Below are 24,282 nucleotides of genomic sequence, written 5' to 3'. Positions count from 1 at the left end.
CAGCGTCGGAGGCGTACAGGGCCGCGCTCCAGCGAGTACAGGACGGGCTCGCGGAAGTCACCTCGGCCCGTGCCGACGTGCCGAGGGTGCGCGAACGGCTGGCCGCCGCGATCGTGGCGGCCTACCGGAACGGCCGGCGGGTCGGCGAAATCGCGCGGGTGACCGGGTACGGCCGCGAACAGGTCCGGCGGATCTTGCGAGCCGGGGGTGTGGAGCCCGGCGACACTGGAACCGCTGACCCCTGAGCGTCGAGAACACCGGCAGGCCCCGACGCCGAGGTGGTCGAGCATGCTCGTTGCCGTCGATCGGTGAGCGGGCACGCGAAGCCACCCGGCCGGCCGAAAGAAGGGCGGGCCGGGCGCAAAAGGACGTACGGCGTCGGCCCGTCGGGCGGCGTTGACCGACGGACGACGCTGTTCAGCTCCGCGTCAGGCGGCGCGTTGTAGGGCGCTGGTGCGGACCAGCACCTGCCGCTCGGGGCCGATGCTGCCGTCTCCGAGCAGCTCAACCCCGCGTAGCGACAGCCACTCCAGACGTGGGTGGCTGCCAAGGTCCGCGCTGACCCCGGTGACCCGGAGGACGAGCGGACCGCTTCCATAGCAGTAGTCGGACTCGGCGAACTGCAACACGTCCCCGGCGGCCGGCACCGGCCGGGACTTTTCCGATCTCGCAGAGGCGTCCATGTCTGGCGTCTCCCTCAGGTGTGGATGGCGGCGAAACCGCTGCTCCGACACGGTGCGTCCGTCGCCCCCACGGGCCGGCGGACGCACCGCCCCCGTCGATGTGTCTCACCTGTGTCGTGCGTCCCACCGGACAGTTTGTGCGCTCTCGCTCTCGATCCGCTGCCAGCCCGCTATCAAGTCGATTCTGCTGCGCGTGATTGACGGGTTACTCTGCTGCCGGATGCGACCTCGGTCAGGAGCGGGCATGCGGTTCGGGATCCTTGGGCCGCTCCAGGTGAGCGGCGGTGAGTCGACGGTGACCGCTGGCCGGGACAGAGTGGTCCTGGCGGTGCTACTCCTGCATGCCCCGAGAGTGGTGCCGGTCGACGAGCTGGTCGACGCGGTCTGGGACGACGACCCGCCGGTCACGGCGCGGGGGCAGTTGCAGACGTGTGTCTCCCGGCTGCGCCGGCTGCTCTCCGCCGCCGGAGTGCCCGGCGAGACCATCGTCACCGGCCCGGCCGGCTACCGCATCGTGCTCGGCCCGGACGACCTCGACGCCCAACTCTTCGAACGGCGGGTCGCCGGGGCCCGCGCCGCCGCCGCCGAGCAGAACTGGACGGAGGCACGCGAGGGCTACCAGGCGGCCCTGGCGCTGTGGCGCGGCCCCGCGCTCGCCGGCATCGCCGGTACGGCGGTCCGCCGGGGTGCGGCCTCGCTGGACGAGCAGCGGATGCTGGCGATGGAGGACGGCTTCGAGGTCGAACTGCGACTCGGCCGCACCGGCGACCTGGTCGCCGAGCTGACCGAGCTGGTGGAGCGCCATCCGTTGCGGGAGCGGCTCCGGGGTCAGCTGATGCTGGCGCTCGCCGACAGCGGTCGCCGGGCCGAAGCGCTCGCGGTGTTCCGGGCCGGCCGGGAGATCCTCGCCGGAGAACTCGGCATCGAGCCTGGCCCGGCCCTGCGGGAGATCCACCGGCGGGTCCTCGCCGGCGAGGTCGGACCGGCCGACGGCGAGCAGCCGGCCCGGTCACCGGTACGCTGCCTGCCCCGGGCCATCGAGGACTTCACCGGCCGGCACGAGACCGTCGCCCGGCTGTGCAAGGAGATCGAGGACGCCGGCCCGAACTTCTCCCCCGTGTACGTCATCGACGGCATGGCGGGCAGCGGCAAGACGGCGCTCGCCGTACACCTGGCCACGTCGCTCGGGAACGCCTACCCGGACGCGCACCTCTTCGTGGACCTGCACGGGCACAGCGTGCACAGCCCGCTGCCGACGAGCGTGACGGTCGCCACGCTGCTGCGACAACTCGGCGTGCCCGGTGAGCGGATACCGGCCGACCTCGCCGACCGGCTGGCGCTGTGGCGCACCGAGCTGGCCGGCCGGCGGGCGCTGCTGGTGTTGGACAACGCGGCCAGTACCGCCCAGGTCGGTCCGCTGCTGCCGGCGGCCCCCGGCTGCCTGACCCTGATCACGAGCCGGCGCCGGCTGATGGGCCTGGACGGCGTACGGGCGCAGTCGCTGACCGTGCTGGAGCCGGCCGAGGCGGTGGAGCTGCTGGCCCGGATCGTCGGCCCGGAGCGGGTCCGGGCCGAGCCCGAGGCGGCGGCGGACGTGGTGCGGCGCTGCGGCTACCTGCCGCTGGCGATCCGGCTCGCCGGCGCCCGGCTGGCGCACCGCTCGCGCTGGCGGGTGGCGGACCTGGCACAGCGGCTCGGCGACGCGGACCGCCGGGTGCTCGCCGAGTTCGCCGTCGAGCACCGGACCCTGGCGGACGCCTTCGCGCTGTCGTACGCCCAACTCCCCGAGCCGGTGCAGCGGAGCTTCCGGCTGCTGGGCCTGTTTCCCGGCGTGGAATACGACCAGTACGCCGTGACCGCGCTGACCGGGCTGCCGCTGGCGGTCGCCCGCGAGCACCTGGACGAGATGGTCGACGCGCATCTGGTCGACGAGGTGGAGGCCGGCCGGTTCCGCCTGCACGACCTGGTCCGGGAGTACGCCGCCGAGCTGGCCACGGTGGTCGGCAGCGAGCCGGAGCGAAAGCACGCCCTCGAGGCGCTGCTCGACTTCTACCTGCACACCGCCGCCTCGGTGAGCCAGGTGCTGGAGCCGACCGGAAACCTGCGGATGGCGGTGGCGGGGCAGCCCGCCCGGCCCGACCTGGTCGCCGCCGCCGCCGGCAACGGGCGTGACTGGCTGGAGGCGGAGCGCCGCAACCTCGTCGCACTGGTCCACCTCGCCGTCGAGGAGGGTCTGCACCGGTACGCCTGGCAGCTCGCCCGGGCCAACTGGCGGCAGCTCTATCTCGGCGGCCACCTCGACGAGCTGATCCAGTCGCACACCGACGGTCTGCGCGCGGCGGAGGCGCTCGGCGACGACACCGGGGTCGCCATCATGCACAACTATTTGACCTCGGCGTACTTCCGCCTCGGCGAGTACCAGCGCTCGGTGGAGTCGCTGCGGGTCGTGATCGCCATCTGGGAACGGCTCGGCGACGTCGCGGGGCAGTCGGTGGCGACGGTCAACCTCGGCCTGCCGCTGATGATGCTGGGCCGGACCCGGGAGGCGGTGCACTACCTCGAACTCGGGCTGGCGCTGGCCCGGCGTACCCCGGGCTGGCACGCCCTGCCGAACGCCCTGACCAACCTGGGCAGCATCTATCTGGCGGTCGGCCGCTACGCGGACGCGCTGCGGGTGCTGCGGAACCGGCTCTTCGTCGCCCGCCAGATCGGCAAGATCGCCCTGGTGGCGGACACGCTCGGCTCGATCGGCGCGATCTACGCCCGCCAGGGGCAGCACGACCGGGCACTGCGCCAGATGTACGCGGCACTGCGGGTGCAACGGGCCCGTGGCAGCCCCTTCCACATTGCCGACCTGCTCAACGAGATCGGTGACGTCGAGCGGATGTGCGGCCGGCCGGAGGTGGCGGTGACCCGGCACCAGGAGGCGCTGACCGCCATGCGGGACGCCGGCGACCGGGCCGGCGAGTGCACCGCCCGCAACCTGCTGGGCCGGGCGATGCTGGTCCTGGGGGACACCTCCGCCGCGATGGAGCTGCACCGGCAGGCGCTGCTCGCCGCCACGAAGATCCAGCTCCCGTACGAGCAGGCGCGGGCGCTCGACGGGCTGGCCGACTGCCTGCGCTCGACCGACCCGGTGGCCGCCCGGTCGTACTGGACCAGGGCGCTGGGGCTGCTGATCCAGATCGACTCCCCGGACCAGCACGAGGTGCGGAGGCGCCTGCGGGAGGTCGAGTGACGGGCCCGACCGGGCAACCGGTGACGGCGATCATCTGCGGGCCGGCCCGGTGCGGGGCAGGATGGAACGCGTGACCACTCCAGAGGCGGCCGGCTACCGGATCGAACGCGACACGATGGGCGAGGTGGAGGTGCCTGTCGACGCGCTGTGGCGGGCCCAGACGCAGCGCGCGGTGCAGAACTTCCCGATCTCGGGGCGCGGGCTCGAACCGGCGCACATCCGGGCGCTGGCCCAGATCAAGGGCGCCGCGGCGATGGTCAACGCCGAACTGGGGGTGATCGACGAGGAGGTCGCCCGGGCGATCGCCACCGCCGCCGCGCACGTCGCCGACGGCGGCTACGACGACCAGTTCCCGGTCGACGTCTTCCAGACCGGCTCCGGCACCTCGTCCAACATGAACGCCAACGAGGTGATCGCCACCCTGGCCGCCCGGGAGCTGGGCCGCGAGGTGCACCCCAACGACGACGTCAACGCCGCCCAGTCCAGCAACGACGTCTTCCCGTCCTCGATCCACCTGGCCGCGACACACGCGGTCGTGCACGACCTGCTGCCGGCGCTGCGGCACCTCGAGTTCGCGCTGGAGTCCAAGGTGGACGAGTTCGCCGAGGTGGTGAAGGCGGGCCGGACCCACCTGATGGACGCCACCCCGGTGACACTGGGCCAGGAGTTCTCCGGCTACGCCACCCAGCTCCAGTACGGCATCGAGCGGCTGGAGAGCTGCCTGCCCCGGCTCGCCGAACTGCCGCTCGGCGGCACCGCCGTCGGCACCGGGATCAACACCCCGGCCGGCTTCGCCCCCAGGGTCATCGAGAAGCTGCGTGAGATGACCGGGTTGCCACTGGCGGAGGCGCGCAACCACTTCGAGGCGCAGGGTGCCCGGGACGCGCTGGTCGAGGCCAGCGGCCAGCTCCGGACGGTCGCGGTCGGCCTCTACAAGATCGCCAACGACATCCGTTGGATGGGCTCCGGCCCCCGGGCCGGCCTGCGCGAGTTGCAGATCCCCGACCTGCAACCCGGGTCGTCGATCATGCCCGGCAAGGTCAACCCGGTGGTCTGTGAGGCGGTCCGGCAGGTCTGCGCCCAGGTGATCGGCAACGACGCCACTGTCGCCTTCGCCGGCTCGCAGGGCGACTTCGAGCTGAACGTCATGCTGCCGGTGCTGGCCCGCAACGTGCTGGAGTCGGTCCGGCTCCTCTCCGGGGTCAGCCGGCTCTTCGCCGACCGCTGCGTGACCGGCCTGGTCGCCAACGTCGACGTGGCACTGGCGTACGCCGAGGGCTCCCCCTCGGTGGTCACCCCGCTCAACCGCTACCTCGGCTACGACGAGGCGGCGTCGATCGCCAAGGAGGCGCTGGCCAAGGAGCTGTCGATCCGGGAGGTGGTGCTCGCCCGGGGCCACGTCGAGGCGGGTCGGCTCACCGCCGAGCAGCTCGACGAGGCGCTCGACGTCCTCCGGATGACCCACCCGTGAGGATTGGCGGGGTCGGACCGTGCCGGCGCCGGCCGAGCGCGGGAACGGGCTAGCCGAGCGCGGCGGCGATCTCGGTGGCGGCGGCCCGCACCCGGACGCCGGCCTGCGCGACGTCCAGCGGGGCGAGGGCGACCACCCCGACGCTGGCCTCCAGCCCCGGCACCCCGAGCACCGGCGCCGCCACCCCGTACGCGCCGGACTGGAGTTCGCCGCTGCTCGCGACCGGGTCGGTCCGGCCCTCGCGGCCGGCCAGGATCGCCCGGCCGGCAGCGCCGCGCTCCAACGGATGCCGGGTCCCGGTCCGGTACGCGACGTGGAACGCCGTCCAGCTCGGCTCCACCACCGCCAGCGCCACCCCCTCGGTGCCCTCGACCACGGTCAGGTGCGCGGTCGCCCCGGTCTGCTCGGCGAGCCGGCGCAGCGCCGGCAGCGATCCCTCGGCGAGCAGTGGCTGTGCCCGGCGGGCGAGGTGCAGCAGGCCCGCGCCGAGCCGCAGCCGGCCGCCCGCGTCGCGGCGGAGCATCCCGTGCTCGGTGAGCGTGCCGAGCAGTCGGTAGACCACGGCCCGGCCGACACCCAGCCGGGCCGCAGCCTCGGTCACGGTGAGCCCACCGGTCGCGTCGGCGACCAGGTGCAGCAGGCGCAGGCCCCGGTCCAGCGTCTGCGCGGTCTCGCCGGCTCGGGCGGCGGCTGTCTGCGCGGTCTCGCCGGTCCGGCCGGCGGTCCCGTCCACCGGGCCGGCCGCGCCGCCACCGGCCGTCGCTCCCACACCAGGCAGCGTACGGCCGCAACGGGCTGCGGTCCCAGCGGGTGGCGCGGTCGGCGGGGGTCGCGCAGGGGCCGCGGGGCGAGCCCTGCCTGGCATCGGTCGGTACCCTTGTACGGTGACGCTACGCCTGTACGACACCACCACCCGATCGGTGCGGGACTTCGTCCCCAAGCACGTCGGCATGGTGGGGATCTACCTGTGTGGTCTCACCGTCCAGTCCGCGCCGCACATCGGCCACCTCCGGGGCGGGGTCAACTACGACGTGCTGCGTCGCTGGCTGCTGCGCAGCGGCTTCGAGGTGACCTTCATCCGCAACGTCACCGACATCGACGACAAGATCCTCGTCAAGGCGGTCGAGCAGGAGCGCCCGTTCTGGTCGATCGCGTACGACAACGAGGTGATCCTCGGCGCCGCGTACCGCAGCCTCAACGTGCTGCCGCCGACGTACGAGCCGAGGGCGACCGGGCACGTCCCGCAGATGCACGAGCTGATCGAGAAGCTGCTCGCCGAGGGGCACGCGTACGTCGCCGACGACGGCTCCGGCGATGTCTACTTCGATGTCCGGTCATACCCGGACTACGGCTCGCTCTCCGGCCAGCGGCCGGACGCGACGCAGACGCAGATCGCCGACGAGGCGGCGGAGCGGGGTAAGCGTGACCCGGCCGACTTCGCGCTCTGGAAGGGCCTCAAGCCGGAGGAGCCGGCGGACGCCGCCTGGCCGTCGCCGTGGGGGCCGGGCCGGCCCGGCTGGCACATCGAGTGCTCGGCGATGTGCTGGCGCTACCTCGGTGCCGAGTTCGACATCCACGGCGGCGGCCTCGACCTGACCTTCCCGCACCACGAGAACGAGCAGGCCCAGTCCCGGGCAGCCGGCCTGCCCTTCGCCCGCTACTGGGTACACCACGGCCTGCTCAACCTCGGCGAGGCCAAGATGAGCAAGTCGCTGGGGAACGTCGTCGACCTCGACCACGTCGCCTCGATCGGGATCCGTCCGGTCGAGCTGCGCTACTACCTGGTGGCGCCGCACTACCGGTCGCGGATCGACTACTCGGACGAGTCGCTGCGCGAGTCCGCGGTGGCGTACCGACGGGTCGAGGGCTTCGTGCGTCGGGCCGCGGACCGGGTCGGCGCCGGCGGCCTCGGCGAGCTGCCCGCCGGGTTCGGCACGGCGATGGACGACGACCTCAACACCTCCGCCGCCGTCGCCGTGCTGCACGACGTGGTCCGGGACGGCCAGATCGCGCTGGCCGGCGGCGACGACGCCGGGACCGCGGCCGCGCTCGCGGTGGTACGCGGGATGCTCGACGTCCTGGGACTCGACCCCCTCGACCCGGCCTGGGGTGGGGACGGGCAGGATGGTGAGCTGCGGTCCGTGGTCGACTCGCTGGTGGCGCTGGCCCTCGAGCAGCGGGCACAGGCCCGCAGCCGCCGGGACTGGGCCGCCGCCGACTCGGTGCGTGACCAGCTCAAGCACGCGGGCGTGGTGGTCGAGGACACCCCGCACGGGCCGCGTTGGACGATCGGAGAACAGGACTGATGCCCGGAAACTCGCCCCGGAAGGGGCGTCGGGTCACCGCCAAGAAGGGCGCCACCACGGGCTCCGGAGGCAAGAACCGGGGTGCCCTTGCCGGCCGGGGAAAGACGCTTCCGGCCGACGAGCGTCCCTGGCACAAGGCATACTCCGGCACCGAGCAGGTGCCCCAGCGCACGGCGTGGAAGCAGCAGAAGGAGCGCCGGGCCGCCGCCGAGGAGGGCCGGGCGCCGAAGGTGGGCGTACCGGGGAGCAAGGACACCACCTGGGGTGCCGGTGGCGCCGGCACGAAGAAGGGCGGCCGCAGGTCGACCACCGGGCGGGGCGCCGGTGGGGCCGGCGGGCGGGGCGCGGCCGGTGCCGGGCGTACCGGCGGCAAGCCCGCCCCGCGTCCGGGCGGTCCCCGGGTCGCACCGGGACGCCGCTCCGCACCCGCCCGGGACGCGGCCGAGCTGCTGGTCGGGCGCAACCCGGTGCTGGAGGCGCTGCGTGCCCAGGTCCCGGCGACCGCGCTCTACGTCGCGCAGGGCATCGACATCGACGACCGGGTGAACGAGGCGGTACGCACCGCCGCCGACCGGGGCATCGCGATCCTGGAGGTCAGCCGGGCCGAGCTGGACCGGATGACCGGCGGGGTGCTGCACCAGGGCATCGGCGTGCAGGTGCCGCCCTTCGCCTACGAGCCGTTCGAGGACCTGCTGGCGGCGGCGCTGGAGCACCCCACCCCGCTGCTCGTCGCGCTCGACGGCGTCACCGACCCGCGCAACCTCGGCGCGGTGATCCGGTCGGCGGCGGCCTTCGGCGCGCAGGGGGTCTTCGTACCCGAGCGGCGGGCCGCCGGGATCACCGCGACCGCCTGGCGGACCAGTGCCGGCGCGGCGGCCCGGGTGCCGGTCAGCCAGGTGACCAACCTGACCCGGGCGCTCAAGCTCGCCCAGCAGGAGGGGTTCCTCGTGGTCGGGCTGGACGCCGACGGCGAGACCGACCTCTACGGCCTGGAGGCGGCGGTCGGCCCGCTCGTCGTGGTGGTCGGCTCCGAGGGGCGCGGGCTGTCCCGGCTCGTCGGCGCCACCTGTGACCTGCGGGTGAGCATCCCGATGGTCTCCGAGGTGGAGTCGCTCAACGCCAGCGTCGCGGCTGCGGTGGCGCTCGCCGAGGTCGCCCGCCGCCGCCTGTCCGCCGCCTGAGCCAATCCATGGCAGGACAGGACGGGGGCCACGGACTCGGCGTCGATCTTGGGACCTCGCACACGGTGGCGGTGCTGCGCTGGCCCGACGGGCGGACCCGGCCGCTGCTGCACGACGGGCAACCGATCCTGCCGTCCGGCGTCTTCCTCGACGCGGCCGGCCAGCCGCACGTCGGGCGGGACGCGCAGCGGCTGGCCCGGGCCGACCCGGGCCGCTACGAGCCGAACCCCAAGCGGCGGATCGACGAGCCGGCGGTGCTCCTCGGGGACCGGGAGGTTCTCACGGTGGAGCTGCTGGCCGCCGTGCTCGGCACGGTGGCCGGCGCGGCGGTCGAGGCGGTCGGGTTCCTGCCGCCGGCCGTGCTGACCTATCCGGCGACCTGGGGAGCCCGCCGCCGGGAGACCCTGGCCGCCGCCGTCGCCCGAGCCGGCTGGCCCCCGGTGGCGGCGGGTGGCACGCTGCTGGTGCCCGAGCCGGTCGCCGCCGCCCGCTACTTCGCCGACGTGTTGTGCCGGCCGGTGCCGGTCCGGTCGGCGCTGGCGGTCTTCGACTTCGGCGGCGGCACCCTGGACATCGCCGTGGTCCGCAACGAGGGCACCGGGGCCGGCGGCCGGACCCGGTTCGCGGTGGTCGGCGCGGGCGGGCTCGGCGACCTCGGCGGGCTCGACCTCGACGAGGCGCTGGTCGAGCACCTGGGCCGGACGATCGGGGCTGCGGACGCGTCGGTCTGGGAGCGGCTCGTTCGGCCGGTCACGGCCAGCCAGTGGCGCGGCCGACGGCAGTTCTGGGACGACGTACGCGGGGCCAAGGAGATGCTCTCCCGGGCGGCGACCGCGCCGGTGCCGGTGCCCGGCGTCGAACAGGCGCTGCACCTCACCCGGGACGAGCTGGAGAGCGTCATCACCCCGCTGCTGCGCCGGGGTGTCCTCGAGGCCGCCTCGGTGATCGCCCGCTGCGGGCTGAGCGTCCACCAGCTCGCCGGGCTCTTCCTGGTCGGCGGCTCGTCCCGGGTGCCGCTGGTGGCCCGGCTGCTGCACGCCGAGCTCGGGATCGCGCCGACCGTACTCGAACAGCCGGAACTGCCGGTCGCCGAGGGCGCGCTCGCCGAACTCCCGGTGGCGGTGCCGGCGATGCAGGGCGGCGCCGGGATGCCGACCAGCCCGGCCGCCGTCGGCGGCGCGCCCGTCCCCGCGCAGAACCGGGGTCACGCCGCCGCCCCCGTCGCGGTGGTCGCCGCCCCGCCTGCCGGGCCGACCCCACCGGGTGGTCCGACCGTGCCGGCCCGGCTGCCCGGTCCGGTACGCCGGCCGGCGGTCTGGATCGGCGCGGGCGCCCTGCTCGCGCTGGTCGGAGTGGTCGTCACGGCGCTGCTCTACCTCAACCGGGAGCCGTATCCCGGCATCGACTTCGCGCCGTTCACCGAGGTCGACCGGATCGCCATCCGGGAGGAGAACCCCTCCGCACTCTTCACCGCCACCGCGGGGAAGCGGGCCTACGTCGCCTATCAGCGGGCCGACCAGCGGCTGGAGATCGCGGTGCTGACGGCCGGATCGGCGAAGGTCGAGCGGTGGTTCACCACCGAGGTCGCCGCCGAGCGGTGGGCCTGGATCAAGGCGCTGCCGGAGGTGCTGCTGGTGCGGGCGGATGCGATCACCACCAGCGCGCCCCGGGACGTGATCGCCTTCGACCCGGCCAGCGGCGAGCAGCTCTGGAGCCGGTCGGTCCGCGGCGACGACGAGCTCTACTTCTTCGACGACCACGTCGTGCTGCTCGACGCGACCGCCGACGCCCTGGTCGGGATCGACGCGCGCAGCGGCGACGACTGGACGCTGCCGAGCCCGAAGGGTGACTACGACAGCGACTCCGCCGTCCATCCGGTGCGGACCGCGCCGGAGGTGGGTGGGGCGGCCGAGCTGGACGGCGATCCGGCGCTGCCGAACCGCGGGGACGAGCCACGGCTCGTCCAGGTCGGCGCGGACGACTCGATCCGGGTCGTCGACGTGCGCAGCGGTCGGGTGCTGGCGTCCCGGCCGGGTGCCGCCGACACCGACGACACGGTGCTGGCCTACGAGGGGCAGCTCTTCGTCGCCCCGTCGAACGACGGCTACGGGCTGGCCCGCTACGACCTGGCCACCCTGGGCCCGCCGACCAGCATCTACACCGCCCCCGACAAGAGCCGCCGCCCGCTCGACCTGGAGCCCTGCGGCGAGCGGCAGGTCTGCCTGCTGGAGAACGCCGGCTCGGACGCCGCCAGCACCGAACTGCTGGCGGTCCGGACCGACGGGACCGGCAGCCAGGAGGCGGCCTGGCGCCGGGCGGTGCCGCAGGCGCGGGACCTGCAACCGGTGGGCGAGCACGCCCTGGTCCGGGCCAACCCCGGCAACCCGGTGTCGAAGCTCTTCTCCGCAGGCGGGGACGAACTGCTCGACCGGGACGGGGTGGCCGTCCGGGTCGACGGCGGCAACCTGCTGGTCTTCGCCGAGGATCCGGGTACGTACAGCCAGGACGCCAGCGTCGCCGGGGTGGTCGCCGGCTCCGGGGCGCTGACCGAGCTGGGCCAGCTCAAGCAGGTCAACACGGCCTCCTGCTCGTGGAACACCTCGGTGATCGTCTGCGGTGCCCGCGCCGAGTTCGTCGTCGCCCGGTTCACCGCCGCAGGGGCCTGAACGGGGCGCCGGACCGGCCTCGCCGTGGCGGGCGAGCCCGCTACGGGCGCGGGAAACTGTCCGGTCAGGGGGACGGTGATCCCGGCCTGATCGGGTACGATCCTGATCCACTGCGCGCCTGAACTGCGGTTTGGGGCTCCGTCCTGCCCGGATCTTCCGCCGAAGGTGAACATGACACCTCTGCTCTCGTCAGGTCGTCCCTCGCCCGGGGGCCGTTCGACGTGGTCCGCGATTCTCCTACTCACCACCGTGGCCGGTGCCGCCGCCGTGCTCGGCGCGCTGATCGGCTCCGGCTCGGCCGGTACGGCGCTGACCGTGCTGGCGGCGGCCGCCGCCGGGCTCTCCCTTGTGCTGCTGGTGACGCTGCGGCGCCGGCAGCGGGACGCCTGGGACGCCTTCGGCCAGCGCGAACGGGAGTTCGAGCGGCAGGTCCGCAGCTACCAGCAGCAGCTTGCGGAGCGGGAGACGCACTGGCGGAAGCGGGCCGAGGCGCGGTCGGCGGCGGTGGACAACGCCCTCGACCACCTGCTCCAGAATCGGCTTCCGGCGGTGCTGCACGGTGCGCCGATGCCCGCCGTAGCACGCGATCCCGAGCTCAGCGAGCGGACGGCCGGCCTCGTGGACGGGATCCTGGCAGAGGCGGCGAGCGCCCTGAAGCGTTCGGACGAGCGCGAGGAGTCGCTGCGGCTCGCGGTGGTCGCGCTCTCGCGGCGGGTGCAGACGGCGGCACACTCCATCCAGGAGCAGGTGTCGCTGATGGCCGACCGGCACCAGCACGACCCGGACGTGGTCGAGTCGAGCATGCGTGTCGACCATGCCGCCGCACAGCAGGCCCGGCACGCCCAGAGCCTCGCCGTGCTCTGTGGAGAGTGGCCGGGGCAGCAGTGGCAGGAGCCACTGGCCATGGTGGACGTGGTACGCGCCGCCTCGGCCCGGATCCTCGCGTACCGGCGGATCGAGGTCTCCGGTGACCAGGACGTGGCGGTCGCCGCCGAGGTGGTGGAGCCGGTCATCCACCTCGTCGCGGAGCTGCTCGCGAACGCCACCCAGTCCTCGCCGCCGGCCACCACCGTGCCGGTGACCGTCCGGCGGGTGCAGCGCGGTGCGGTCATCGAGATCGACGACGGCGGCATCGGCATGGACGACCATCGGCTGGAGCAGGCCCGGGAGACGGTCTCCGGGCGCCGTCCCGTCGGGCTGGCGGAACTGGGCGAGATCCCGCAGACCGGGCTCGCCGTCGTCGGGCACTACGTCCGCCGGCACGGGTTCCGCGCCGACCTGAGCGAGTCACCGTACGGCGGGGTGCGCGCCGTGGTGCTGATCCCGTCGAAGGTCGTCGAGACCGTGGAGCCGCCGGAGGCGGTCGCCACCCGCCGGCCGGCTCGGGCACCGGTGGAGTCGGCCATGACGCCGGACGAACCGGGGCCCGGGTCCGTCGAACCAGGGTCCGCCGAACCAGGGTCCGTCGAACCAGGGTCCGTCGAGACCGAAGCCGCCGCCCCCGGCTCGACGCTGCCCCGGCGGCGTTCCCGCCGTGGACAGGCCGACTCCGCCGGCCCGGACGGGACCGGCTCCGTCGCCGGAGACGAGTCCGCCGGGCCGGACGAGGTCGTGGCAGCGGCGGCGGAGCCGTCCGATCCGAGTCCGGAGCAGGCTGGCTCGTGGATGGGCGCCTTCATCGCAGGTGGCCGCAGCGGCGGCGACCCAGGCCCGGCGGACGCGCGCTGACCGCGACAACCCCGGAGGATGGGAACGATGAGCATGACGCAAGACCAGAACTGGATGCTGGCCGAGGTGGTCTCGGTGCCGTACGTCCGGCACGCCGTGGTCCTCTCCGCCGACGGCCTGGCGATGGTCCGCTCCGAGCACACCGACCAGGATGTCGCCGACCGGCTCGCCGCCGCCTGCTCCGGACTGCAGTCGCTGGGCCGCAGCATCGGCCGCGAGTTCGGCTCCGGCGGTCGTTCGCTCCGCCACCTGATGATCGAGTTCGACGGCGGTTACCTCTTCGTCCGGCGGGCCGGTGACGGCTCGCACCTGGCGGTGGTGACCGAGCCCGCCGTCGACCCGGCCCTGATCGCCCACCAGATGCAGACCCAGGTCAACCGGATCGGCGAGCGCACCCTCGCCACGTCGGCGCGTCAGGGCAGCACGGCATGACCGGGCACGGCGGGGCCGTGTCATGACGGCGCGGGCCGGGGATCGGCGATGAGTTCCTCCGACGAGCGGGGCGGCCACTACCGCGACTCGGCGCTGCGCCCGTACGTGCTGACGAAGGGGCGGGCCCGCCCGTCGCGCAACACCATCGGCGTCGACACGCTGCTGATCGCGACCGATCCGGCGCCGCCGCTGCCGATCTCGGCCGGGCGTCAGGAGCGTGCCCTGCTGGCGATGTGCCGGGGGCTGCTGTCACTGGTCGAGGTCGCCGCCCGGCTGGAGTTGCCGGTCAGCGTCGTACGCGTCCTCGCCAGTGACCTGGTCGACTCCGGCCACCTGACCGCGCGGGCCGGCAGTCCCCGTTCCGCGCAGCCGTCCACGGAACTACTGCAAGAGGTGCTCAATGGTCTCCGCGCACTCTGACGGCTACCTCCCCGGGACCGTCACCACATCGGTGAAGATCCTCGTGGTCGGCAGCTTCGGGGTCGGCAAGACCACGCTGATCGGCTCGGTCAGCGAGATCACTCCACTTCGGACCGAGGAGGTGGTGACCCAGGTCAGTGAGGGTGTCGACGACCTGCGCGGCGTGGACGCGAAGCGCACCACGACGGTCGCGATGGACTTCGGCCGGATCACGCTCGGCGGCAGCCTGGCACTGTACCTGTTCGGTACCCCCGGGCAGCGGCGCTTCTGGGACCTGTGGGAAGGGCTTGCCGAGGGTGCCGTCGGCGTACTGGTGCTTGTCGACACCAGGCCGGGCCGGCTGGAGGCCAGCTTCGAGGTCTTCGACCAGTTGGAACTCGGCAGCCAGTTACCGTTCGTGGTGGCGGTCAACCACTTCCCGGACACGGTGCCGCACTCCGCCGACGAGCTGCGTACCGCGCTGGACCTACTGCCGGAGACGCCGATCGTGGACTGCGACGCCCGGGACCGCGCCTCGGCCCTGACCGCGCTGACGACTCTCGTCCAGCACGCCCTCGACGTCGCCTCCACCGAGGAATCCGTCCCTGCCGCCGTTGCCAAGGAAATGGTGTCGTGACCACCCCCACCGCCGCACGCAGGCCACTGGCCGAGTTGACCGGGCTGACGCCGCTGGCAGCCACGACGGCCTGCCCCGACCCGCAACACGTCTTCGGGCGGCTCCGCGCCGAGCACGGCCCGGTCGCCCCCGTCGAGCTGGAACCAGGCGTGCACGCCTGGCTGGTGATGGGCTATCCGGAGATCCTCACGGTCACCCGGCAGGAGCAGCTCTACTCCTGCGACCCGAGCGACTGGTCGGCGCAGCACGACGGCAGCCTGCCGGCGGACTCGCTGCTGCGCCCGATGATGTCGCCCTACGACAATGCGTTCTTCGTCAACGGCGAGCGGCACCGCCGGCTGCGGGCGCCGATCGCCGGCGGGATGGCCGAGATCGACCAGCGGGCGATGCGCCGGGCCGTCACGGCGCTCTGCACCGACGTGATCGGCTCCTTCGCCGGCCGGGGTGAGGCGGACCTGGTCGCCGACTATGCCGCGATCGTGCCGGTGCTGGCCGTCGCCGACCGGTTCGGCCTGAACGCGGTCGAGAGCCATGAACTCCAGGCCGGCCTGGCGGCGATGTTCGCCTGGGGCGCCGACGCGCTCGCCGCCCGGGAACGCGTGATGAAGATTCTCGCCGATGTCCTCGCGGCCCGCCGGGCCGTGCCCTCGGACGACCTCACCACCTACTTCGCCGAGCACCCGAACCTGCGCGACGACGCCGAGATCTACGACACCATGGTGCTGGTGCTGGTCGCCGCGAACGAGAACACCATGAGCTGCATCGCCCAGACGCTGCGGCTGATGCTCACCGACGAGCGGTTCGCCGGACGGCTCCGGGGCGGGCGGCTCGGGGTGGACGACGCGATCGACGAGGTGCTGTGGCGGGATCCGCCGATGACCAACGCGCCGGCCCGGTACGCGCTGCGGGACACCGAGCTGGCCGGGCAGCCGGTCCGGCGTGGTGACGCGCTGATCCTCGGGCTGACCGCCGCGAACGCCGACCCCCGGATCCACACCACTGGCGAGCCCTGGCGGGAGGTGGGCAACCGGGCGCACCTCTCCTGGGGCGCCGGCCCGCACGCCTGCCCGGCGCAGGTCCCGGCCCGGCTGATCATCCGCACCGCCGTCGAGACCGTCCTGCACCTGCTGCCCGGCGTCCGGCTGGCGGTCCCGCCGGAGAAGCTGGAATCGGTCCCCTCGCCGTGGGGCCGGACGCCGCGCTCCATCCCGGTACGCTTCGCCCCGGTCGCGCGGCAGCAGCCCGCGACCGACTGACCCGACCGGGTCGGTGAGGGAGCGGTCCTACTCCGGCGTGCCCGACAGGGTGGATCCGGCGACGCGGCGGGTAGCCGTGTGCAGCCCGAAGAGGGTGTAGCCGACGAGCAGCGGGGTGAGCACCGGCAGCACCAGCGCGCAGAGCACGGCGGCGAGCGTGACCGTACCGGCGCTGGCGAGCAGGGCCACCGGCCGGGCCGCCGCGACCCGGGCCGCACCGCGTACGGCCCGACGCCAGCCCTGCCCGCCCTGCCGGCCGAGTCGCACCACGGTCAGCCCGGCGAAGCCGCCGGCGGCCACGGCCAGCGCGACGGTGACCGCGACCAGCACCGGACCGCCCGGCACGGCGCCCCGGCCCAACGCCAGCAGGTTCAGCGCGAGTACGCCGGCCACCACCCCGGCCACCGCCGTGGCCCCGGCGCCGGGCAGCAGCGTACGCCCGAATCCGCGCAGCGCCGCCCGCGCGCCGGGCCAGGAACCGGTCTCGATCCAGTGGTGCAGCGCGGCGCTGGCGGTGCCGACGGCGGCCCCGGCGGTGACCAGCGGCACCGCCGCCAGCGTGGTGACGATGCCGAGCAGCGCCAGGTCGGCCCCGTTGCGCAGGGTGTCCCGCCAGTCGGGCCGGGCCTCCGGGGCGGGCTGCTCCGGCCAGTTCGCAGTCATTCCCCGAGTCTGCACGGTGTCGGCCTCAGCCCTTCAGGCCGCTGGTGTTGATCCCCTGCACCAGCATGCGCTGGAAGGCCAGGAAGAAGACGAAGACCGGCAGCAGCGAGAGGACCGACATCGCGAACATCGGCCCGAGCGAGGTCTGCCCGCTGGAGTCGATGAAGAGCCGCAGCCCGATCGGCACCGTGTAGCTGGTCGGGCTAGGCAGGTAGACGAGCTGGGTGAAGAAGTCGTTCCAGGTCCAGATGAACGAGAAGATCGCCGTGGTGACCAGGGCCGGCCGGCTCAGCGGCAGGATCACGTGCCGGAACACCCCGTACGGCGAGCAGCCGTCGATCTTGGCGGCGTCGTCCAGCTCACGGGGGATGCCGCGCATGAACTGCACCATCAGGAAGACGAAGAACGCCTCGGTGGCGAGCAGCTTCGGCACGATCAGCGGCAGCGGGGTGTCGATCCAGCCGAAGTAGTTGAACATCACGTACTGCGGCACGATCAGTACGTGGCTGGGGAGCAGCAGCGTGCCGATCATGATGGCGAACCACCCCTTGCGCAGCCGGAACCGCAGCCGGGCGAAAGCGTACGCGGCGACCAGGCAGGAGACCGCGTTGGCGACCACGGTGGCCAGGGCGATCACCGTGCTGTTCAGGAAGAACCGGCCGAAGCTGAGATTTCTGATGTAGCCCCAGCCGTCCGGGTAGTTGGCCCAGGTCACGTCCTGCGGGATGACCGAGAGGTTGCTTACCACCTCGGTCGGTGACTTCAGTGACGAGCCGACCATCCAGAGCAGCGGATAGAGCACGAAGCCGAGCACGCCGACCAGCACGAGGACCCGGACGACGCCCCGGGAGCGGCGGCGGGTCGCGGGGGCGGGGGTGGCCCGCACTGCCTGGACTGCCATCAGTCGTCTCCGTCGGAGTAGTGCACCCAGAACCGGCCGGTGCTGAAGAAGATCACGGTGATCACGGCGATGGCGAGCAGGAAGACCCAGCTCAGCGCTGACGCGTAGCCCATCCGGAACTCGCCGAAGCCCTGGTCGTAGATGTGCAGGGTGTACAGCAGTGTGGAGTAGACCGGGCCGCCGGTGCCGTTGCTGATCACGTACGCCGAGGTGAAGCCCTGGAAGCCGTTGATCGTCTCCAACACCAGGTTGAAGAAGATGACCGGGGAGAGCATCGGCAGCGTGACGTTCCAGAACTGGCGGAACCGGCCGGCGCCGTCGACCGAGGCGGCCTCGTAGAGCTCGGTCGGTACCTGCTTCAACCCGGCCAGGAAGATCACCATCGGGGCGCCGAACTGCCAGACGGCCAGCACCATCAGCGTCTCCAGTGCCCACTGCGGGTCGTTGACCCAGGCCTCGCCCTGAATCCCGAAGAGCCCGAGGAAGCTGTTGAAGGCGCCGTCGCCGCCGAACATGGCCCGCCAGACCAGGGCCAGCGCCACGCTGCCGCCGAGCAGCGAGGGCAGGTAGAAGAGGCTGCGGAACAGGCCGACCCCGCGCCGCTCGCGGTTGAGCAGCAGCGCGACGCCGAGTGCGGCGGCGAGCTTGAGCGGCACGGCGATCAACGCGTACGTCAGGGTGACGGTGACCGCGTGCCAGTACGCCGGGTCCTCGCCGAACATCCGACGGTAGTTCTCCAGCCCGATCCACTCGATCGCGTCCCAACTGGAGAGCACGTCGTAGTTGGTGAAGCTCAGGTAGAGCGAGAAGAGCATCGGGAAGGCGGTGATCGCCATCAGGCCGATCAGCCACGGGGACAGGAAGACGTAACCGGCCACGCCCTCGGCGCGGTGCCGCCGGCCGGCCCGGGTCGGCCGGCGCGGGGTGGCGGCCGGCGCCGCGTCACCGGGACGCGGCTCGGCCGCCGTGGATACAGCCACGGGGGTGTTCTCCTCTCGGACGCTCCGGCCGGGGGCGGGGACCGGCCGTGCCGTCCCCGCCCCCGGCCGGACGGTCAGCCGGCGAGGGCCGCCTGGGCCTCGGCGAAGAACTGCTTCGCCGCGTCCTCGGGGGTGGCGCGGCCGTAGGTCACGCTCTCCGCGATGTCACGCAGCTTGTTGCGCAGGCCACTGTGCCCCTTCGGCGGCGGCGTGGGCGCCGGACCGAACTTGGGGGCCAGGGCGTTCTCGAAGGCCACGGTCGTCTTCAGCGCCGGGTCGGTGAGGGTCGCCTCGATCGCCTTCCGGGTCTCCATGTTGGCGGGCAGGCCGCGGTCGACCCCGAAGATCTTGGCGACCTCCGGGTCGTTGACCAGGAAGTTGATGACGTCGGCCACCACCTCGGGGTGGTCGGTGCTGCGCGAGCCCGCCCAGTAGAGCGAGGCCCGCGCCCACTGACCCTTCGGGTCGCCGGGGTACGCCACCATGCCCAGCTCGTTCTTGGTGGCCTTCTGCAGCTCACCGAGCTGGTTGGACCACATGAACGAGGTGGCGGCCTTGCCGGTCACCACGAGTTGGGTGGCGACGCTGCCGGTGACCGCCTCGTGTACGACGTCGGCCGGCGGGGTGGCGTTCTTGGCCCGGGCCTCCTGCCAGAGCCGGAACCAGGCGGCGAGGTCGGCCTCGGTGAAGGCCAACTTGTTGCCGTCGTAGAACTCCTTGCCCTGGGCCCGCAGCCACAGCCACAGCGCCTTGTAGTCGGAGCTGGTGTCCATGGTGCCCCAGTACTTTCCGCCGCCCTTGGCGCTCACCTGTGCGGCCCAGTCGAAGAGCTGCTGGTAGCTCCAGCCCTCCTGCGGCTCGCCGACGCCGAGCTCCGCGAGCTTCGTCTTGTCGTAGATCATGGCCGGGGTGTTCTCCCCGGTGGCGACCGCGACCTGCTTGCCGTCGATCTGCCCGTACCTGGTCAGGCTCTCGGCGTGCTTGGAGAGGTCGATCTTGCCGTCCTCGACGTACGGGGTCAGGTCGAGGGTGACGTTGCGGCCCGCGTACTCGGCCAGGCCGTTGTCGTCGATCTGGAAGATGTCCGGCGCGTTGCCACCGGCCGAGATGGTGGCGAGCTTGTCGTAGTAGCCGTCGAAGGCCTGCCAGACGGCGTTGATGGTGACGTTCGGGTTCTTCTGCTTGTAGAGGTCGAGGGCCTGCTGGGTCATCTCGGCCCGGGCCTCACCGCCCCACCAGAAGAACTCGATGCTGACCGGACCGCCCGGCTCCTCCTCGTCGTCGCCACAGGCGGTGGCGGTGCCGAGGACGAGGGGCAGGGTGACCATCGCGGCGGCGATGCGGAGCAGGCCTCGACGGTGCAGCGTACGGTGGCCACGCGCGGCAGGCGCGTTTGCCGTCGGGGATGTGGCGGGGTGCATTGCGCTCACTCCTTGGCGTTAGGAGGCGACAACTTCGGGGGTGGCCGCGGTCGCGTCGCCCGGGTCCGGATGGCGGTCCGGACCCGGGTCCGCAGGAGCTGCCGCGCCGGGGCGATCGGCCTGTGCCGCCGCCCCGGACCGGCCGGCCGGACCGACCCCCGTCGAGTCGCGGATGACCAACTCGGTCTGCAGCGTTACCTGTGCGGTGGTGCGACGGTCGTCGGTGGTGCCGGTCCGTCCGCCGCCGCGCCCGGCGCGTGCGGAGAAGGAACCGTCGTGTTGCAGGAGCATGTCGACGGCCGTCCGTCCGGCGGCCGCGGTCGGCGTGGCCACCGTCGTCAGTTTGGGCCGGGTGAGCCGGCTCAGCGCGATGTCGTCGATGCCGACGACGCTGATGTCCTGCGGCACCCGTAGCCCGAGTGAGTCGAGCCCTTCCATCAGGCCGATCGCCATCAGGTCGTTGTAGGCGAGCACTGCCGTGGCGCCGGTACGGCGTACCTGCTCGGCCATTGCGACGCCGCCGCCCTCGGTGGGCGGGTTGGGGCCGAGCACGGTCAGCGTGGCGTCCGCGGACCGGGCGGCGGCGGTGGCCGCCCGGCGGATCTCCCGGTTGGTCCACGAGCCGCGGGGGCCGCCGAGCAGGGCGAGCTCGCGGTGCCCGAGCCCGGCCAGGTGTTCGACGGCGAGCCGGGCGCCCTGGCCGACGTCCATCACCACCGCCGGCAGGCCGGTGACCTGGCGATTGATCACGACCAGGGGCACCTCGCGGCTGAGCTGCTCGATCAGGCTGTTGCTCATCCGCGGACTGCAGAGCAGCACGCCGTCGACCTGCTTGGCCAGGGCGTGCACCAGGTCCTCCTCGACCGCCGGGTCCTCACTGGTGTCGGCGATGAAGATGTGGTAATCACGCTGCCGGGCCTGGCTCTCCGCCGCCTTGATCAGCGGTGGAAAGAACGGGTTGGCGATGTCGGCGATGATCAACCCGATGTTGTGGGTGCGCCCGGTGATCAGTGCCCGGGCGGCCCGGTTGGGCCGGTAGCCGAGGTGTTCGGCGCAGGCCAGCACGCGGTTGCGCGTCTCCGGGTTGACCAGGTGCGGTGCCGAGAAGGTCCGCGACACGGTGGAGATGTGTACCCCGGAGGCTCGCGCGACGTCGCGAATGGTGGCTGGCACGCAAGTCCTTCCCGTGGCTGCCGGTGTGTCTGTCGTCGGTGTGTCTGGCGTCACTTGGTTTGGTTGGCCAATTAATGCAAACGGTTGCTCAGGTGTCAACGGGGATCGGTTACGGCTTTGTTGCGTTCAGCAGCCGTGGGAGCACTCCCATAGGTGCAAAAAAGGGTAAAGGCCGCAGCTTTGTTCCGAGCCGTTGACGCGCGCCCCACGCGCGTGGTTACTTCTCCTGCAAACCTTTGCAGCCAACGGGAGGCGAGCTCGGATGTCGGTAACCCCGGGAAGGCAGCGCTTCGCCCTGGTCGGCACGGGTGCGCGGGCGGAGATGTTCGTCCGGGCCCTGGTGCTGGACCACCCGAACACGGCCGAACTCGTCGCCTTCGCCGACGTCAACCAGGCGCGGATGGACGCGCACAACAGGTGGCTCGCCGAACTCGACTTCGAGCCGGTTCCGACCTACCTGGCCAGCGAGTTCGCCTCGATGCTGGAGAAGGAGCGGGTCGACGTGGTCCTGGTGACCAGCGTCGACGCCACCCACGACGAGTACGTCGTCGCCGCGCTCCGGGCCGGCTGCGACGTGATCACCGAGAAGCCGATGACCACCGACGTGCCGAAGTGCGAGCGGATCCTGCGGGCCGTCGCGGAGACCGGCCGAAACGTTTCGGTCGCCTTCAACTACCGCTACAACCCGTTGCACGAAAAGGTCCGGGAGGTGCTCGCCGAGGGCGCCATCGGCGAGATCGGCTCCGTGCACTTCGAGTGGCTGCTCGACGTGCGCCACGGCGCGGACTACTTCCGGCGCTGGCACCGCGACAAGGCCAACTCCGGCGGCCTGATGGTGCACAAGGCGAGCCACCACTTCGACCTGGTCAACTGGTGGCTGGCCGCCAAGCCGGTCCAGGTCTACGCCGCCGGGCGGCTCTTCTTCTACGGTGACGAGGCCGGCCGGCGGCACGGCTACGCCCGCCCGTACGACCGGGCGCACGGGGCGCCGGCCGCCGCCGACGACCCGTTCGCGCTGCACCTGGCCGACCACCCCCGGCTGCGCGCACTCTACCTGGAGGCGGAGGCCGAGGACGGCTACCACCGCGACCAGAACGTCTTCGCTCCCGGGGTGACCATCGAGGACGACATGGCGGTGCTGGCCCGCTACGACAGCGGTGCCACCATGACCTACCACCTCACCGCCTACGCGCCCTGGGAGGGCTACCGGGTGATGTTCAACGGCAGCCGGGGCCGGCTCGAACTCGAGGTGGTGGAGAGCGACTTCGTCAGCCCGCAGGCAGCCGGCGAGCTGAAGGGTGCCGCGCTGCACGGCGTACAGGCCGCCGTGGAGGAGGGCTCGGCGCGGCTCACCCTGCGCCCGTTCTGGGAGCAGCCCCGCGAGGTGCCGGTCGCCGGTTACACCCGCACCGGCCACGGCGGTGCCGACGCCCGGATGACGGCGGTGCTCCTCGGCGGTCACAGCGACCCGATGAACCGGGCCGCCACCGCCCGGGACGGCGCCCTCGCCCTGCTCACCGGCCTGGCCGCGAACCGTTCCTTCGAGACCGGCCACCCCGTCAGCGTCGCCGACCTGCTCACCCTCTAGGTGCAAGGAAGGGCCCCCTGTACAACAGAAAACGATAACGGGGGGCCCTTCCTTACACCTCCGACCCGCAAGGAGTTGGCTCGTGTCCGCACCGTCTGACCGGCCCGATCTGCTCTTCCCGTCCGAGCCCGGGCAGCGGGCGATCGCCCGCGAGCTGTACGCGCTCGTCCGGGACAAGCCGTTGATCTCGCCGCACGGGCACGTGGATCCGGGGATCCTCGCCGACGACGTCGCGTTCCCGGACCCGGCGCGGCTGCTCGTCGTGCCGGACCACTACCTGACCCGGATGCTGCTCAGCCAGGGGGTGAGGCCGGCCGAGCTGGGGGTGCCGGCGGTGGACGGCGGGGCGGTGGAAACCGACGGGCGGACCATCTGGCGACGGTTCGCGGCGCACTGGCACCTGTTCCGGGGTACGCCGAGCCGGCTCTGGCTGGAGGAGACCTTCCGGAACGTCTTCGGGGTGACCACCCGGCTCTCCCCGGAGACCGCGGACGAGATCTACGACGCGATCGCGGTGCAGCTCGGGCAGCCCGAGTTCCGGCCCCGGGCGCTCTTCGAACGCTTCAACATCGAGGTGCTGGCCACCACCGAGTCACCGCTGGACGACCTCGGCCGGCACGCCAAGCTCGCCGCCGACGGCTGGGGCGGGCCGGGCGGACGGGTGGTCACCACGTTCCGTCCGGACAACGTGGTGGACATGGAGTTCGACGGCTGGGCCGACAACGTCGTACGCCTCGGCGAGGTGGCCGGGGAGGACACCGGGCGGTACCCCGGATACCTCGCCGCGCTGCGGCGGCGGCGCGAGGCGTTCATCGCTGCCGGGGCGACCTCGACCGACCACGGACATCCGACCGCGCTGACCCTGCGGCTGAGCGAGGCCGAGGCGGCGACCCTCTACGAGCGCGGCCTGCGCGGCGAGGCGACCGCCGAGGACGCCGAGGCGTTCCGGGCGCACATGCTGGTCGAGTTCGCGAAAATGTCCATTGAGGACGGGTTGGTGATGCAGCTGCATCCCGGCTCGGTGCGCAACCACAACCGCCAGCTCTACGTCAGGCACGGCCGGGACGTCGGTGGCGACATCCCGCAGGCCACCGAGTACGTGCACGCGCTCACCCCGCTGCTCGACGCGTACGGCAACGACTCCCGGCTGCGACTCGTCGTCTACACCCTGGACGAGTACACCTTCACCCGGGAACTGGCCCCGCTGGCCGGCGGCTATCCGGCGCTCTACCTCGGCGCGCCCTGGTGGTTCCTGGACTCGCCGGAGGTGCTGCGCCGGTTCCGCGAGGCGGTGACCGAGACCGCCGGCTTCTACAACACCGCCGGGTTCGTCGACGACACCCGGGCGTTCTGCTCCATCCCGGTACGCCACGACGTGGCCCGGCGGATCGACGCCGGCTTCCTGGCCCGGCTCGTCGCCGAGGAGCGGCTGCCGCTCGACGAGGCCGCCGAGACCATCGTCGACCTCGCCTACCACCTGCCCAAGAAGGTCTTCAAGCTCGGGAGTGCCGACCGGTGAGCGCGAGGAATGGGCGAGCGGAGCGAGTGAGTCCCGCAGT

General features: G+C 72.7%; 19 protein-coding genes. 12 read left to right on the top strand and 7 right to left on the bottom strand.

Going from position 1 to position 24,282, the window contains the following annotated elements:
- Positions 1-428: 428 nt before the first annotated feature.
- Positions 429-683 (bottom strand): hypothetical protein, encoded by a 255-nt coding sequence (locus tag ACN28C_RS03355; protein WP_422772146.1) that lies wholly within the window; start codon positions 681-683, stop codon positions 429-431.
- Between the two features lie 244 nt (positions 684-927).
- Between ACN28C_RS03355 and ACN28C_RS03350 the strand changes: the two genes are divergently transcribed.
- Positions 928-3,921, top strand: coding sequence for a BTAD domain-containing putative transcriptional regulator (locus tag ACN28C_RS03350; protein ID WP_422772145.1), 2,994 nt, complete (start codon positions 928-930; stop codon positions 3,919-3,921).
- Positions 3,922-3,991: 70 nt separating this feature from the next.
- Entirely contained in the window at positions 3,992-5,392 is a 1,401-nt protein-coding gene (locus tag ACN28C_RS03345) for a class II fumarate hydratase (RefSeq protein WP_422772144.1), read from the top strand.
- Between the two features lie 49 nt (positions 5,393-5,441).
- Here the strand turns inward: ACN28C_RS03345 and ACN28C_RS03340 are convergent, their stop codons facing one another.
- Positions 5,442-6,125 (bottom strand): IclR family transcriptional regulator, encoded by a 684-nt coding sequence (locus ACN28C_RS03340; RefSeq protein ID WP_422774496.1) that lies wholly within the window; start codon positions 6,123-6,125, stop codon positions 5,442-5,444.
- Between the two features lie 151 nt (positions 6,126-6,276).
- Here ACN28C_RS03340 and cysS point away from each other — a divergent pair, with 151 nt between their 5' ends.
- From cysS to ACN28C_RS03300, 8 genes are all read left to right on the top strand, one after another.
- Entirely contained in the window at positions 6,277-7,698 is a 1,422-nt protein-coding gene (gene cysS / locus ACN28C_RS03335; protein WP_422772143.1) for a cysteine--tRNA ligase, read from the top strand.
- A complete protein-coding gene (gene rlmB / locus ACN28C_RS03330) occupies positions 7,698-8,879 on the top strand; it encodes a 23S rRNA (guanosine(2251)-2'-O)-methyltransferase RlmB (protein ID WP_422772142.1) in 1,182 nt (393 codons plus the stop codon). Before cysS ends, rlmB begins: the two co-directional genes overlap by 1 nt.
- Positions 8,880-8,887: 8 nt before the next feature.
- Complete coding sequence (locus ACN28C_RS03325) at positions 8,888-11,545, top strand: Hsp70 family protein (RefSeq protein ID WP_422772141.1); 2,658 nt, start codon at positions 8,888-8,890, stop codon at positions 11,543-11,545.
- 249 nt (positions 11,546-11,794) lie between these two features.
- The gene (locus tag ACN28C_RS03320; RefSeq protein ID WP_422772140.1) at positions 11,795-13,273 is read left to right on the top strand and encodes an ATP-binding protein; all 1,479 of its coding nucleotides are present in this window, start codon (positions 11,795-11,797) and stop codon (positions 13,271-13,273) included.
- A 27-nt stretch (positions 13,274-13,300) separates the two neighbouring features.
- Positions 13,301-13,705 carry a roadblock/LC7 domain-containing protein gene (locus tag ACN28C_RS03315; RefSeq protein ID WP_422772139.1) on the top strand — a complete coding sequence of 135 codons (405 nt, stop codon included), beginning with the start codon at positions 13,301-13,303 and terminating at the stop codon, positions 13,703-13,705.
- A 48-nt stretch (positions 13,706-13,753) separates the two neighbouring features.
- Positions 13,754-14,125, top strand: a complete 372-nt coding sequence (locus tag ACN28C_RS03310) for a DUF742 domain-containing protein (protein WP_422772138.1) — start codon at positions 13,754-13,756, stop codon at positions 14,123-14,125.
- Positions 14,106-14,741: a GTP-binding protein gene (locus tag ACN28C_RS03305; RefSeq protein ID WP_422772137.1), complete on the top strand. Its 636-nt coding sequence runs from the start codon at positions 14,106-14,108 to the stop codon at positions 14,739-14,741. The genes ACN28C_RS03310 and ACN28C_RS03305 overlap by 20 nt, the downstream gene beginning before the upstream one ends.
- Complete coding sequence (locus ACN28C_RS03300; RefSeq protein WP_422772136.1) at positions 14,738-15,997, top strand: cytochrome P450; 1,260 nt, start codon at positions 14,738-14,740, stop codon at positions 15,995-15,997. Before ACN28C_RS03305 ends, ACN28C_RS03300 begins: the two co-directional genes overlap by 4 nt.
- A gap of 27 nt (positions 15,998-16,024) precedes the next feature.
- Here the strand turns inward: ACN28C_RS03300 and ACN28C_RS03295 are convergent, their stop codons facing one another.
- From ACN28C_RS03295 to ACN28C_RS03275, 5 genes are all read right to left on the bottom strand, one after another.
- Positions 16,025-16,660, bottom strand: a complete 636-nt coding sequence (locus ACN28C_RS03295; protein ID WP_422772135.1) for a hypothetical protein — start codon at positions 16,658-16,660, stop codon at positions 16,025-16,027.
- Positions 16,661-16,685: 25 nt separating this feature from the next.
- Positions 16,686-17,561 carry a carbohydrate ABC transporter permease gene (locus ACN28C_RS03290; RefSeq protein WP_422772134.1) on the bottom strand — a complete coding sequence of 292 codons (876 nt, stop codon included), beginning with the start codon at positions 17,559-17,561 and terminating at the stop codon, positions 16,686-16,688.
- A complete protein-coding gene (locus ACN28C_RS03285) occupies positions 17,561-18,541 on the bottom strand; it encodes a carbohydrate ABC transporter permease (RefSeq protein ID WP_422772133.1) in 981 nt (326 codons plus the stop codon). Before ACN28C_RS03285 ends, ACN28C_RS03290 begins: the two co-directional genes overlap by 1 nt.
- Before the next feature lie 74 nt (positions 18,542-18,615).
- A complete protein-coding gene (locus ACN28C_RS03280; RefSeq protein ID WP_422772132.1) occupies positions 18,616-19,962 on the bottom strand; it encodes an ABC transporter substrate-binding protein in 1,347 nt (448 codons plus the stop codon).
- Between the two features lie 18 nt (positions 19,963-19,980).
- Complete coding sequence (locus tag ACN28C_RS03275; RefSeq protein ID WP_422772131.1) at positions 19,981-21,135, bottom strand: LacI family DNA-binding transcriptional regulator; 1,155 nt, start codon at positions 21,133-21,135, stop codon at positions 19,981-19,983.
- A 262-nt stretch (positions 21,136-21,397) separates the two neighbouring features.
- Between ACN28C_RS03275 and ACN28C_RS03270 the strand changes: the two genes are divergently transcribed.
- Both ACN28C_RS03270 and uxaC read left to right on the top strand, forming a co-directional pair.
- Entirely contained in the window at positions 21,398-22,723 is a 1,326-nt protein-coding gene (locus tag ACN28C_RS03270) for a Gfo/Idh/MocA family protein (protein WP_422772130.1), read from the top strand.
- An 82-nt stretch (positions 22,724-22,805) separates the two neighbouring features.
- A complete protein-coding gene (gene uxaC, locus ACN28C_RS03265; protein WP_422772129.1) occupies positions 22,806-24,242 on the top strand; it encodes a glucuronate isomerase in 1,437 nt (478 codons plus the stop codon).
- Positions 24,243-24,282 lie beyond the last annotated feature (40 nt).

The organism is Plantactinospora sp. WMMC1484 (assembly GCF_049315195.1).
Classification (GTDB): Bacteria; Actinomycetota; Actinomycetes; order Mycobacteriales; family Micromonosporaceae; genus Plantactinospora.
Note: the sequence above shows the minus strand (reverse complement) of the source record. Positions and strands in the feature narration are given on the sequence as shown.

Excerpts from the sequence above, each read along its gene's own strand:
- ACN28C_RS03355 (WP_422772146.1), bottom strand. The coding sequence starts at position 683 with ATGGACGCCTCTGCGAGATCGGAAAAGTCCCGGCCGGTGCCGGCCGCC.
- ACN28C_RS03350 (WP_422772145.1), top strand. The coding sequence starts at position 928 with ATGCGGTTCGGGATCCTTGGGCCGCTCCAGGTGAGCGGCGGTGAGTCG.
- rlmB (WP_422772142.1), top strand. The coding sequence starts at position 7,698 with ATGCCCGGAAACTCGCCCCGGAAGGGGCGTCGGGTCACCGCCAAGAAG.
- ACN28C_RS03325 (WP_422772141.1), top strand. The coding sequence starts at position 8,888 with ATGGCAGGACAGGACGGGGGCCACGGACTCGGCGTCGATCTTGGGACC.
- ACN28C_RS03315 (WP_422772139.1), top strand. The coding sequence starts at position 13,301 with ATGAGCATGACGCAAGACCAGAACTGGATGCTGGCCGAGGTGGTCTCG.
- ACN28C_RS03310 (WP_422772138.1), top strand. The coding sequence starts at position 13,754 with ATGAGTTCCTCCGACGAGCGGGGCGGCCACTACCGCGACTCGGCGCTG.
- ACN28C_RS03305 (WP_422772137.1), top strand. The coding sequence starts at position 14,106 with ATGGTCTCCGCGCACTCTGACGGCTACCTCCCCGGGACCGTCACCACA.
- ACN28C_RS03295 (WP_422772135.1), bottom strand. The coding sequence starts at position 16,660 with ATGACTGCGAACTGGCCGGAGCAGCCCGCCCCGGAGGCCCGGCCCGAC.
- ACN28C_RS03290 (WP_422772134.1), bottom strand. The coding sequence starts at position 17,561 with ATGGCAGTCCAGGCAGTGCGGGCCACCCCCGCCCCCGCGACCCGCCGC.
- ACN28C_RS03280 (WP_422772132.1), bottom strand. The coding sequence starts at position 19,962 with ATGCACCCCGCCACATCCCCGACGGCAAACGCGCCTGCCGCGCGTGGC.
- ACN28C_RS03270 (WP_422772130.1), top strand. The coding sequence starts at position 21,398 with ATGTCGGTAACCCCGGGAAGGCAGCGCTTCGCCCTGGTCGGCACGGGT.